Source organism: Vibrio sp., from assembly GCF_047973365.1.
Classification (GTDB): Bacteria; Pseudomonadota; Gammaproteobacteria; order Enterobacterales; family Vibrionaceae; genus Vibrio.
Genome location: NZ_JBKEBW010000116.1, coordinates 1 through 12,383 on the forward strand (window position 1 = coordinate 1; position 12,383 = coordinate 12,383).

Annotated in this window: 13 protein-coding genes; 7 read left to right on the forward strand and 6 right to left on the reverse strand. The window is 46.1% G+C overall.

The features are described from left to right. The coding region (locus ACK5MF_RS14820) for an IS3 family transposase (RefSeq protein ID WP_416921183.1) at nucleotides 1-200 on the forward strand (200 nt) is incomplete at its 5' end. A 212-nt stretch (nucleotides 201-412) separates the two neighbouring features. On the opposite strand, the gene crp is transcribed toward ACK5MF_RS14820, so the two are convergent. The 6 genes from crp to ACK5MF_RS14850 all read right to left on the reverse strand — a co-directional run bounded on the left by crp (nucleotide 413) and on the right by ACK5MF_RS14850 (nucleotide 6,045). Next, nucleotides 413-1,045, reverse strand: a complete 633-nt coding sequence (crp, locus tag ACK5MF_RS14825; protein WP_004728582.1) for a cAMP-activated global transcriptional regulator CRP — start codon at nucleotides 1,043-1,045, stop codon at nucleotides 413-415. A gap of 240 nt (nucleotides 1,046-1,285) precedes the next feature. Continuing rightward, entirely contained in the window at nucleotides 1,286-2,155 is an 870-nt protein-coding gene (locus tag ACK5MF_RS14830) for a phosphoribulokinase (RefSeq protein ID WP_416923361.1), read from the reverse strand. 95 nt (nucleotides 2,156-2,250) lie between these two features. Continuing rightward, nucleotides 2,251-2,460 (reverse strand): YheU family protein, encoded by a 210-nt coding sequence (locus ACK5MF_RS14835; protein ID WP_416923362.1) that lies wholly within the window; start codon nucleotides 2,458-2,460, stop codon nucleotides 2,251-2,253. 94 nt (nucleotides 2,461-2,554) lie between these two features. Then, nucleotides 2,555-3,535 (reverse strand): hydrolase, encoded by a 981-nt coding sequence (locus ACK5MF_RS14840; RefSeq protein ID WP_416923363.1) that lies wholly within the window; start codon nucleotides 3,533-3,535, stop codon nucleotides 2,555-2,557. 120 nt (nucleotides 3,536-3,655) lie between these two features. After that, complete coding sequence (locus ACK5MF_RS14845; protein WP_416923364.1) at nucleotides 3,656-4,126, reverse strand: TIGR02444 family protein; 471 nt, start codon at nucleotides 4,124-4,126, stop codon at nucleotides 3,656-3,658. Further along, complete coding sequence (locus ACK5MF_RS14850) at nucleotides 4,123-6,045, reverse strand: ABC transporter ATP-binding protein (RefSeq protein ID WP_416923365.1); 1,923 nt, start codon at nucleotides 6,043-6,045, stop codon at nucleotides 4,123-4,125. Before ACK5MF_RS14850 ends, ACK5MF_RS14845 begins: the two co-directional genes overlap by 4 nt. 151 nt (nucleotides 6,046-6,196) lie before the next feature. On the opposite strand from ACK5MF_RS14850, the gene kefG reads away from it, so the two are divergent. The 6 genes from kefG to ACK5MF_RS14880 all read left to right on the forward strand — a co-directional run bounded on the left by kefG (nucleotide 6,197) and on the right by ACK5MF_RS14880 (nucleotide 12,097). After that, nucleotides 6,197-6,775, forward strand: coding sequence for a glutathione-regulated potassium-efflux system ancillary protein KefG (gene kefG / locus ACK5MF_RS14855; protein ID WP_416923370.1), 579 nt, complete (start codon nucleotides 6,197-6,199; stop codon nucleotides 6,773-6,775). Beyond that, entirely contained in the window at nucleotides 6,768-8,573 is a 1,806-nt protein-coding gene (gene kefB / locus ACK5MF_RS14860; protein ID WP_416923366.1) for a glutathione-regulated potassium-efflux system protein KefB, read from the forward strand. The genes kefG and kefB overlap by 8 nt, the downstream gene beginning before the upstream one ends. Before the next feature lie 86 nt (nucleotides 8,574-8,659). Then, nucleotides 8,660-8,860, forward strand: a complete 201-nt coding sequence (locus ACK5MF_RS14865; protein WP_165310133.1) for a YheV family putative zinc ribbon protein — start codon at nucleotides 8,660-8,662, stop codon at nucleotides 8,858-8,860. Between the two features lie 98 nt (nucleotides 8,861-8,958). Continuing rightward, nucleotides 8,959-9,576: a peptidylprolyl isomerase gene (slyD, locus tag ACK5MF_RS14870; RefSeq protein ID WP_416923367.1), complete on the forward strand. Its 618-nt coding sequence runs from the start codon at nucleotides 8,959-8,961 to the stop codon at nucleotides 9,574-9,576. Between the two features lie 115 nt (nucleotides 9,577-9,691). Further along, nucleotides 9,692-10,651, forward strand: coding sequence for an isoaspartyl peptidase/L-asparaginase family protein (locus ACK5MF_RS14875; RefSeq protein WP_416923368.1), 960 nt, complete (start codon nucleotides 9,692-9,694; stop codon nucleotides 10,649-10,651). Between the two features lie 129 nt (nucleotides 10,652-10,780). Beyond that, nucleotides 10,781-12,097, forward strand: coding sequence for an adenylosuccinate synthase (locus tag ACK5MF_RS14880; RefSeq protein ID WP_416923369.1), 1,317 nt, complete (start codon nucleotides 10,781-10,783; stop codon nucleotides 12,095-12,097). The last annotated feature ends 286 nt before the right edge of the window (nucleotides 12,098-12,383 follow it).

Genomic DNA, 12,383 nt, shown 5'->3' on the forward strand with positions numbered 1-12,383 from the left:
GTTTAGATAATGCAGTGGCTGAAAACTTCTTCGCTTTACTCAAAACAGAGATGTATCACGGTCAAAGCTTCACTGATGCTGATGAACTGATTGCAAATATCGAAGAATATATAGAGTATTACAATACAAAACGGATTAAGGTGAAATTTAAAGGCCTGACTCCGATAGAATATCGAAATCAGGCCTTGCAAGCCGCTTAACAGAAATGTCCAACTTTATGGGGTCACTTCACTGCGTGGGAATGCATATTTGACTCACAGAAAGTCAGATTAATAGTGAAATTGGTATAACTGCCTATTTTGGCTTTGGTATGCATTCCCACGGGGGACCGTGGGAACGAGAAACCGGTCACAAGCATAAATAAAAAAAGCCACCGAAGGTGGCTTTTGAATTTTTGTCATAGTGCTAACTATTAACGAGTTCCGTACACAACGATAGTCTTACCGTGAGCTGAAATTAGGTTCTGCTCTTCAAGCATCTTCAGAATTCGACCCACTGTCTCACGTGAACAGCCAACGATTTGGCCGATCTCTTGACGAGTGATCTTGATCTGCATGCCATCTGGGTGAGTCATTGCATCAGGTTGTTTCGCTAGGTTAAGTAGCGTCTGAGCAATGCGACCCGTTACGTCTAGGAACGCAAGGTCACCAACTTTCTGGCTTGTTACTTGTAGACGGCGAGCCATCTGACCAGAAAGGCGCATTAAAATATCTGGGTTTACTTGGATAAGCTGACGGAATTTCTTAAATGAAATTTCTGCAACTTCACATGGAGATTTAGCTCGAACCCATGCTGTACGCTCTTGACCTTCTTCAAACAAGCCAAGTTCACCGATGAAATCACCTTGGTTTAGGTAAGAAAGGATCATTTCCTTTCCTTCTTCATCTTTAATCAGTACCGCAACAGAACCTTTAACAATGTAGTACAAAGTTTCTGCTTTCTCGCCCGCATGAATCAGCGTGCTTTTTGAAGGGTACTTATGAATGTGACAATGTGAAAGAAACCACTCTAATGTTGGGTCGGTTTGAGGTTTACCTAGAACCATAATATCTCACTTCCTCTGCAGGGTACGCTTGCTGCTATCCATATTTAGCAAAGCTTAAAATAGATTTACTAGAATAAGAGGACTTAATGGTCGCTGCAAGCTATCTTGTGTTTCGGTTAAGAATAGTATCCTTTTTCGGCAACTTTTTCTTGATTTTAATCGTGTCACTGCCATGATTTCGTACGCAAAAATGTGCACATGGTCACGGTATCGAAACTAAAGCGTAAAACGGTATTTTGATCAGCCAATTTTACCCGCCTCAATCAGTTGTTGTAGGATCGGTCTTACAATTAATTCCATGGCGAAACTCATTTTTCCTCCAGGAACCACTATGGTGTTATGCCGAGACATAAAGGAACCGTCGATCATTGCCAACAGGTAAGGGAAATCGACGTTCTTAATTCCACGTAGGCGGATAACTACAAAACTTTCGTCCAGGCTAGGGATACCTTTAGCATTGAGTGGGTTAGAAGTATCGACCGTCGGTACACGTTGGAAGTTAATGTGAGTGCGCGAGAACTGCGGGGTAATGTAGTTCAAATAGTCGTCCATTGAGCGGACGATTGAATCCATGACGGCTTCGCGAGAATGGCCTCTGTCACGAGTGTCGCGCACGTATTTTTGAATCCACTCCAGGTTGACGATAGGTACCATGCCGATCAAAAAATCGACATGCTGAGCCACATTCACTTCACCATCGACTACCCCGCCGTGTAACCCTTCATAGAACAGCACATCCGTATTGGTTGGCAGCTCTTGCCATGGGGTAAAGGTACCGGGCATTTGATTGTAGGGAACCGCTTCGTCAAAGGTGTGCAGATAGCGTCTAATTTGACCCGTACCCGCTTTACCGTATTGACGGAAAAACTCGCTTAAAGTCGCGAAGTCATTGGCTTCTGGACCAAAATAGCTAATATGGCGACCTTGTTCACGGGCTTTACGAATCTCAATGTCCATTTCGGGACGAGTGAAGCGGTGAAAGCTATCACCTTCAACCCAAGCGGGTTTGATACTCATCATATTGAACATTTTGCGGAATGCTTCTGACGTTGTAGTAGTGCCGGCACCTGATGAACCAGTTACGGCAATTATTGGGTGTTTTGCTGACATGACTAGCCTTGTCTATAGATCCTAAAAGAAGGCGCTGAAACCTTTTCACCGCCCGAGTAGCAGCCACTATAACATGGAATTTAAATTGTCACGGATTATCGATTATTAACTTTGATATCAACACTTTCATGCAGTTCAGAGTAAACAATAACGGCTTCTCCGTTTCTTAATAGAGCTTTTATTTGTTCTATTTTATGCGCCAGAGAGACCTCAACTTCACCGTAGTCTGTACCTTCTCTAAGCACAAATTCACTGATGAGATTGTCTAGTGTTTCAGGTGCAATATCTTGCCAAGGTACAATCATAACTTACTCGTAAACCTATATTGTTTTGTTGTTGAACTGTGTTGCTGCTGATTTTTGGCGTTCAGTCGTCCATTAACCAACGAGCTGAATAGGGTTAAACCTTGAGGTCTTTTAAGCTTTCATAGTAAGCGGGTAAGGCTTTTTCTAACCAAAACTCAGGTTTAAGGATACTTCCGGAGACAAAACCAACATGTCCGCCTTGCTCGAATAAACGATAGTCTATGTTGTCGGGTAGGATGAACTTGGGGATCACGGCATCGTTCATAAATGGGTCATCTTTGGCATGAATGATCTGCGTCGGTATTTTGATCTGTTGTAGTTTGTTAATGCCGGAGCACTTCTCGTAGTAGTCTTGGGAATTCTTAAACCCATGCAGTGGCGCAGTGATCAAATCGTCGAAGTCACTGAGGTGAGTGACCCGTTTAATGCTCTGATAGGAAAGCCCCAGTTCACCTTTAAGTAGATGGTGCTTTTTCATTGCGCTGTTCTTTAACGAAGAGACCAGATAACGGCGATAAACTTTGGAAAATCCGTGTTCAATTCGTTGCGCGCAAGCGGCTAAGTCCAAAGGGGCTGAAACGACAGTCGCGGCGGTGATTATCGGATCTTGGTTATAATCGGCCAAATAGTTCACTAACATGTTGCCGCCTAATGAAATACCCGTCGCGACAATGGTTCGATGCGGGAACTGCTCTCGCAGATATTGCAGTACAAAACGGGCATCTTCTACCTCACCAGAATGATAGGCTCGAGCCAAATTATTCGGTTTACCGCTGCAACCCCGGAAGTGCATCATTACCGATAGCCAGCCATCTTTAGCAAAGGCTTGCATTAGCCCATTGGCGTAAGGACTGTAAAAACAACCTTCCAGACCATGAAATAAGATGAATATTGGCTTTTTAGCTGCACTTTGGCTATGAGCGTCTTCACTCCACGCGAGATCGAGAAAATCACCGTCTGGCGTATCTAAGGTTTGCCAGACCGGTTCAAATAGCGCCTTTTTACGAATAAAGCGTGGTACTAAAGTCTGTAAATGCGGATTTTTCAAGCCTGTAGCGGCAACAAATTGGGTCATCGTCTAACCATCTAATTTAATATAGTTATCTTTGCCTATTTAATGCTGCAGCGCTGGCTACTGCAACTCCAAGTATTCTGTTTATATTGAGTATATACGTAATTAAACCGTCGGGTAGGTTCAGTGTTTTGGTGCGGGTTTGGCAAATTGCTGAGCGAGATTTTCGGCACCGAGCTGGCGACAGTAACGTTGTGTCAAAGGCGCATCATTGTTGTTAATCAGTGGAAGGTTATTAATGCAATCCACCAAATCTGACTGCTGCTGTTTTTCCAGTTGAAGTTCAAACTGTAACGCCTCTCGATAGAGTGTATCTGGCAAGGTTGTTTTGAGTTTTCGCCTTAGTTCTCTATAGCTGTGTAGCAGGGTCTCCGAACGACCGAGACATTCGCTTACCGTTTGCCAGTCGTGCTCTTGAAATGCCACCTGCTGCTCATCAAGCCATTTGAGCAGCAGCAGCAAATTTACGTTGCCGTTATAGTGGTTTTGCAGGTGTAAGCACGCCTCTTTGACTTCTCGCACGCTGTAGTACTGCAAACTGAATTGCCATAGTCGTTCCAACGTGAGTGAAATTCTGACGTGCTCTTGGCTCATTGACTGTTGAACTCCTGTTCCATCTCTTCCAGCGTTTCTTGCTCACTCATCCACTCCATTTCGATCTCTTCGAGTTCGGATTTTGCCTGAGCTTGGGTCGCGAGAACTTGGTTAAGTTTAGCTTTGTTTTCTGCATCATACAGTGAGGACTCCGATAATTGTTGTTCTGAGTCCGCGACAATGTTGTTCAACTTATCCATTTTCGCTTCGAGTTGTGTCAGCTTTTTGCGAATTGGCGCAGTCAGCTTACGCAGTTCTGCTTCACGACGTTTTTGGTCTTTTTTGGCAGCAGCACTATTGGCGTTATCTTTTGGCGCAACTTGCGCTTGTTGTTCTTTGCGTTCGGCTTTTTGTTGCTCCTGAAGCCATTTGTAGTAATCGGTTAAATCACCGTCAAATGGCGCCACTTGGCGATCATGAACCAAATACAAATCATCGGTTGTTGCACGAAGTAGGTAGCGGTCGTGACTGACAATGACCATTGCGCCTTCGAAGCTTTGCAGTGCCAGAGTCAAGGCTTGACGCATATCCAAATCAAGGTGGTTGGTGGGTTCATCAAGTAATAGCAGGTTTGGTTTTTGCCACACAATTAGAGCAAGCACTAAGCGAGCTTTTTCACCACCGGAGAACGGACCAATTTTTTCCAATGCTTTATCGCCATTAAAGCCAAAACTACCCAGATAGTTACGCAGTTCTAATTCGTTTTTCTCTGGCGCGATTTGCATCATGTGTTGCAAAGGCGTCTCTTGTGGATGAAGCGTTTCAAGTTGGTGCTGAGCGAAGTAACCGATCTTCACGCCTTGCGAATAAGTGAGATCGCCACCTTGTGGCGCTAGCTCGTTGGATAGCAGCTTGATTAAGGTAGATTTACCCGCACCGTTGCGGCCAAGCAGACCGATACGGCTGCCCGGGACTAAATTAAGACGAATCTTCTCTAGAATGAGCTTGTCACCGTATCCCGCGCTCACATCGTCCATCATCAAAATGGGATTCGGCAGTGCCGAAGGCTCGCGAAACTCAAAGCTGAATGGGTTGTCGAACTGAGCTGGCAGCACCTTCTCCATTTTTTCTAGTGCTTTAATTCGGCTTTGTGCCTGACGGGCTTTAGAGGCTTTGTAGCGGAAGCGGTCGATGTAGCTTTGCATGTGGCTCATCTGCTTTTGCTGCTTCTGGTACATCGCTTGCTGCTGCATCATTTTTTGCGCACGTTGGTTTTCAAACGACGAATAGTTACCTGTGTACTCGTTGAGCTTCTGGTTCTCAATATGAATGATGCGACTGATGATCGGGTCGAGGAAATCCCGGTCGTGAGAAATCAGGATCAGGGTTCCCGGATAGCTTTGTAACCAACGCTCTAACCACATCACGGCATCCAGATCTAAGTGGTTGGTTGGTTCGTCGAGAAGCAGTAAATCTGAACGGCAGATCAGGGCTTGAGCAAGGTTGAGGCGCATGCGCCAACCACCGGAAAACTGAGTGAGGTTCCATGACATTTGTTCTTGGCTAAAGCCGAGACCGTCCAGCAGTTCCGAAGCTCGAGCGCGAATACTGTAACCGCCGATGGTTTCGATTTTTCCGTGTAGCTCGGCAACAAGTGTGCCGTTGTCGGCATGCTCAGCTTCAGTGAGTTGACGCTCTAAATCACGATATTCCCGGTCACCATCGATGACGTATTCCAAAGCACTGCGCTCTAAAGCCAATGTTTCCTGCGCAACCCAAGCTAACTCCCATTGGGCTGGTTTGCTGAATGAGCCAGCATCAATAGACAGTTCGTCTTTCAAGAGGGCAAACAGGGTGGATTTACCACAACCGTTTTTACCCACTAAACCCACCTTGTCGCCTGGGTTAATGGTTGCCGATGCCTGGTCGAGCAGAGGCTTTCCGCCACGTAGTAATTGGATGTCCGAGAAGATAATCATAAATTTGTTTTAGCTGTTAATTGAGTTGCCGTTGAGATTTCGCCCAGAATAGTAGGGGCAACGAGGATGAATGTCGATCATTATGCAATTTACGTTATGCTTGCTAAGCAACAGTTACCGATTTGATAACGTTACGGAGTGCCGTCAAGGAATGACAAAAAATACGCCGTCTGCTGTACACAAGCCCAAAGTGTTAGTGATTTATGCTCACCCTGAGCCGCATCACTCTATTGCTAATCAGGTGATGATCAAAAAGATCTCATCACTTGAGCATGTCTCCGTACTCGATCTCTATGCGACTTATCCAGATTTTTTCATCGATGTTCAAGCAGAACGCCAACGTTTACTCGAGCATGATGTGATTGTCTTTCAACACCCACTGTACATGTATTCATGTCCGGCGCTGCTTAAAGAGTGGATGGATAGAATCTTGGCGAAAGGGTTTGCCTTTGGTAATAACAGCGCATTGCAGGGCAAAGTCTGGCGCAGCGTGATCACCACTGGTGGTAATCTCGATGCCTTTGGCGAAAAAGGTTATAACCGCTATCCACTGAAAGACATTTTACAACCCTTCGAACTGACAGCGGCGCTGTGTCGTATGCAATGGATAGAGCCCTTGGTGTTGTATTGGTCGCGTAATGTCAGTGATGTTGAACGCTATCAACATGCCGAAGCTTATCAACAATGGTTACTCAATCCACTGACTGAGCAAGGAGAACACCATGGCTGAATTAGGTAGTGGTTTCCTGCCAAGTACCGCCGTTTTTCTTACCGCAGCGGTTGTGGCTGTGCCTTTGGCGCAAAGAGCAGGGTTAGGTTCGGTGCTGGGTTATCTGTTAGCTGGCGTGATTATCGGTCCTTGGGGATTGAGTTTAATCAGTGATGTTGAAGCAATTATGCACTTTGCTGAGTTTGGCGTGGTGCTACTGCTGTTTCTGATTGGCTTAGAGTTGAATCCGAGAAAATTATGGCAAATGCGTGGTCCCATTTTGGGCTTAGGCGGCGCACAAGTGGTCGTCACCACCGCCGTGATTGCCAGTCTTATTTCACTAATGGGTATCGGTTGGCAAAGCAGTTTAGTGATCGGTATGGGGCTCGCGCTCTCCTCCACCGCTATTGCACTGCGTGTGATAGAAGAACGAGGCTTATCTCGTAGTGAAACTGGGCAATCGGGCTTTGCGGTCTTGCTGTTTCAGGATATCGCCGTCATTCCTATGTTGGCACTGTTACCTGTGTTGGCGGGAAATACAGGCGGAAGCTGGCTTGATGTGGTTTGGATGTTGTGTGGCATCGTCGGTTTGCTGGTGGGCGGTCACTGGTTGTTAAGCCCATTGTTTCGCTATGTCGTCTTGAGCGGAGTGCGAGAGCTATTCACCGTAGCCGCGTTACTGCTGGTTATCGGCATTGCATTGCTGATGCAACAATTAGGTTTGTCGATGGCGCTTGGAACTTTCTTGGCTGGAGTGTTATTAGCCGGAAGTGAATTTCGTCATGAACTTGAAATTGCCATTGAGCCTTTTAAAGGTTTACTGTTGGGCCTGTTTTTTATCTCTGTCGGTATGGCGGTCGATTTAGGGCTGCTCGCACTTGAACCGTTAAGTATTTTGCTAGCTGTCATTGGCTTGGTGACCGTCAAAGGCTTGCTGCTTTATGTGTTAGCCCGTTTTTCTGGCACTCGGGCAAAGGCGCGCAGCCGTATGGCAGCAATTTTGAGCCAAGGTGGTGAATTTGCCTTTGTTATTTTCACCGCAGCGAGCCATCAAGGGTTGCTAAGATCTGAACAAGTGGCATTTCTACTCGTCGTGGTGAGTTTATCGATGGTGACCACACCATTATTGCTTTCCGCGCAGAATCGTTGGTTTGCCCGTAATTTAAATAGCGCCGATGACGAAGTGCTGGATCCGAATATTTTCGATAAAGAACCCAGAGTCATCATTGCCGGTTTCGGACGCTTTGGGCAAATTGTTGGCCGCTTGATGTATGCCAACAAGATCAAAATAACCGTATTGGAAAGCGATGCCAGCCAAATAAAATTACTACGTAAATACGGATATAAAGTATTCTATGGTGATGCGACTCAACTTGAGCTTCTGCGAGCCGCGGGTGCTGACCAAGCAGAAGCGATTGTGATCTGTACCGATGCACCTGATGAAGTAGTGAAAATAGTCGAGCTGTGTCAACATCATTTTCCCCGGTTGAAAATACTGGCTCGCGCACGAAGTCGGGTTGAAGCTTATCAGTTGATGAACCATGGGGTGGAGCGCTACTCCCGTGAGACTTTTTTGGGCGCGTTAGATCTCGGTCGACAAACGCTTATCTCACTGGGCATGCATCCCTACGAGGCAAAGCGAGCCGAAGCGCATTTTCGGAAACTCGACATGGCGATGCTCAAAGAGTTGCTACCGCAGCACAATGAAGGTAAACAGCTCAACCTAAGAGCCAAAGAAGCCCGCAAAGAGCTAGAAGAAATTTTTGGGCGTGAGATGGATGGTGACAGACAATCTCGTCGCTATTGGGAAAAAGATTAAAGCTAAAATTCATTGATCGATAATCGTTCAGTTAGAAGAAAGAAGTCAGTGAGAAACTGAGTCGTAAAGTAGTAGGAAGCCCAAACGTGAACATAAAAAAACGCTTTATTGCCGGGGCAAGTTGCCCGAGTTGTAAAGCTCAAGATACTCTGCGCTGGTGGATAGAGAACAATATAGAGTTGGTGGAATGCGTTGAATGTGACTATTCAGAGCAGCGTAAACCGAAATCTGTAGAGAAAAGTGAACACGGGCAAGAACAAATGATCGGCATTTTTAAGCCAGAATAATTGAGTTTCTGCTCACGATCCCCATAATATCCATCGTTAGATTATTTTTAGACATGACTTAATGTGTCTAGAAGCACCAAAACCGCCCTGGAGCTGTTATGAAAATTGAAAAGAACGTGGTTGTAAGCCTTGCTTACCAAGTAAAACTTGAAGATGGCATCGTTGTTGACCAATCTACTGTGGAAGCACCACTTGATTACCTACATGGTCACAACAACCTAATCACTGGCCTTGAGAAAGAGCTAGAAGGCAAAGTAGCAGGCGACAAGTTCACTGCAACTATCGCACCTGAAGATGCATACGGCGAGCACAGCGATGATCTTGTTCAACGCGTTCCTGCAAACGTATTCCAAGGTGTTGACGAAATCGAAGTGGGTATGCGCTTCCTTGCGGATACCGACCAAGGTCCAATCCCTGTAGAAATTACAGAAGTCGACGGCGATGAAGTTGTTGTCGACGGCAACCATATGCTGGCTGGTCACACATTGACTTTCGACGTAGAAGTGGTTGCCGTTCGTGAAGCGACATCTGAAGAGCTAGAGCACGGTCACGTACACCAAGCTGGTGGCTGTGGTGGTCACGGTCACGACCATGAGGGTTGTTGCGGCGGCCACGGTCATGACGATGATCACGAATGTTGTGGTGGTCACGGTCATCACCATGATCACGACCATGACCACAAAGATGGTTGCTGCGGTGGCGGTCACTGCCACTAATCAGAGTGTTTAGGGGTTGCGATAAGTAACGTCTGGCTCTATAAAGGAAAGCGCGAATCGAGAGATCGGTTGGCGCTTTTTTATTATCTCTTGCTCAAGACTTAAGGACTATTTTATGTCGCAACCATTTTCTATCGCTATTCACGGTGGTGCCGGAACCATATTGCGTGAACAGATGAGTGATGAACTTAAAGCAGAAATTCTGTCAGCGTTAGAAAAATCGGTAAAGGCTGGGCATGGTATTTTGGCTCGAGGTGGCGATGCGCTTGATGCGGTAGTGGCAGCGGTTAAAGTGTTGGAAGATGCTCCACAGTTTAATGCTGGTAAAGGTTCCGTTCTCACCAATAAAGAAATGGTTGAGATGGACGCATCTGTTATGCATGGCCGCGAGATGAATGCCGGAGCCGTAACGGGTATTCGCCATATCAAAAATCCGATTGAACTTGCCCGTGATGTGATGTTGAAAAGCGACCATGTGCTACTGATGGGAGAGGGTGCTGAAGAGTTTGCCTTTAGTTTGGGCTACGAATACACCGAACAGGATTATTTTTTCACTGAGCGCCGTTATGAGCAACTGCAATCGATGAAAGAAAACGGTCTGTTTGCTTTATCTGAAGCTAAGTACTCGACAGAGAAACGGTATCCAGACGACAAAAAATTTGGCACCGTTGGCGCCGTAGCGCTTGATCAGCAAGGCAACTTGGCTGCAGCGACAAGCACCGGTGGTATTACCAACAAAAAGTATGGTCGCATTGGTGATTCCCCCATAATAGGTGCAGGAACTATTGCCGAGAATGGCAATGTCGCGGTTTCGACAACGGGAATGGGCGAGTTCTTCATTCGCAAAATGGTCGCGGGGGATGTTGCGGCAAGAATGCGCTATTTGCAGGAAGATGTTCACACCGCTTGCGAGCACATTATCAATGGTGATTTAAAAGCGATCGGTGGTGAAGGAGGCTTAATCGCTGTAGATGCCAATGGCGAAATTCACTTCGCGATGAATAGCTCAGGGATGTACCGAGCGAGTATCGATAATAAAGGTAGCCTTGAGGTCAAAATTTATGCTGATGAATGATGTTTCGGCTTAAATGTAAGAATTATCTTTCAGCTTATTTAATAACCAACTTTTTTGCCTAAAAAATGACTGCAACGAATCAAATTCGGTGCTAGAATCCATTTTTAACTAGCAATCAGAAATGGAAAGATGGGTAATAACGTAGTCGTTCTTGGCACCCAATGGGGTGATGAAGGTAAAGGTAAAATCGTAGACCTTTTGACGGAAGATGCAAAATATGTGGTTCGCTATCAAGGCGGTCACAACGCTGGTCATACTCTAGTTATTGATGGCGAGAAAACGGTTCTGCACTTGATTCCATCCGGTATCCTTCGCAATAACGTGAAATGCATTATCGGCAACGGTGTTGTACTTTCACCAGATGCACTAATTAAAGAAATGACCGGTTTAGAAAACCGCGGTGTTCCTGTTAAAGAGCGTCTTTTCATTTCTGAAGCTTGTCCTCTCATTCTTCCTTACCATATTGCTCTAGACCAGGCGCGTGAAGCGGCTCGTGGTAATAAAGCCATTGGTACTACTGGTCGTGGTATCGGTCCTGCTTACGAAGATAAAGTGGCTCGTCGCGGTCTACGCGTTGGTGACTTGTTCGATCGCACAGCGTTCGCTGAGAAGCTAAAAGAAGTTATGGCGTTGCACAACTTCCAACTCGAGCATTTCTACAAAGTTGAACCAGTAAGCTACGAAGACGTACTTGAGCAAGCAATGGGTTACGCTGACCTATTAACGTCAATGATTATCGACGTAACTGACGAACTCGATGCAGCGCGTAAGCGTGGTGATAAGATCATGTTTGAAGGTGCTCAAGGTACTCTGCTCGACATCGACCACGGTACTTACCCATACGTAACCTCTTCTAACACCACTGCGGGTGGTGTTGCTGCAGGTTCTGGTTTTGGTCCTCGTCACTTAGGTTACATCCTGGGTATCGCGAAAGCATACTGTACTCGTGTCGGCTCAGGTCCTTTCCCAACCGAACTGTATGACGGTAAAGAAAAGCAAGATCCAGTTGGTAAACACTTAGGTACTGTTGGCGCTGAATTTGGTGCAACGACAGGTCGCATACGTCGTACGGGTTGGTTTGATGCTGTTGCCATGCGCCGCGCAATTCAACTTAACTCAGTAACAGGTTTCTGTATGACTAAGCTAGACGTTTTAGATGGCTTGGAAGAGATCAAGATCTGTACTGGTTACCAAATGGCTGATGGTTCAGTGGCTGAAGTATCACCACTGGCAGCCGATGCGTATGAAAACATTACGCCAATTTACGAAACTATGCCTGGTTGGTCTGAAACAACATTCGGTGCTAAGTCTCTGGATGCGCTGCCTCAAACAGCGCTCGATTACATCAAGCGTATTGAAGAGCTAACGGGTGTTCCAGTTGATATTATCTCTACTGGCCCAGACCGTAACGAAACTATCATTAAAGTACACCCTTTTAGCGTGTAATTTAGCGACTTGTTTATAGAGCCGGTTCAATGAGCCGGTTTTTTGTTTGCCCAGCAAAGCTGGCAAACCCGTCCACTTGAAAGAAAGTGGAGTCACCCTGACTAAGGGGAAGACAATCCGAATGGCAAGGGCGTCACGGGCTAACGGTGGGGTCTGAAGGAAGCCATAGGAAGTTAGATGTACACAACTAACCGTAATCTGTTTCGGCGGTACTGGTGGGTAAGCGTCCAAAATAGCGCAAAGCCCAATACTTAGTCAGACCAATACTGTGATTGAGGGTGGGATA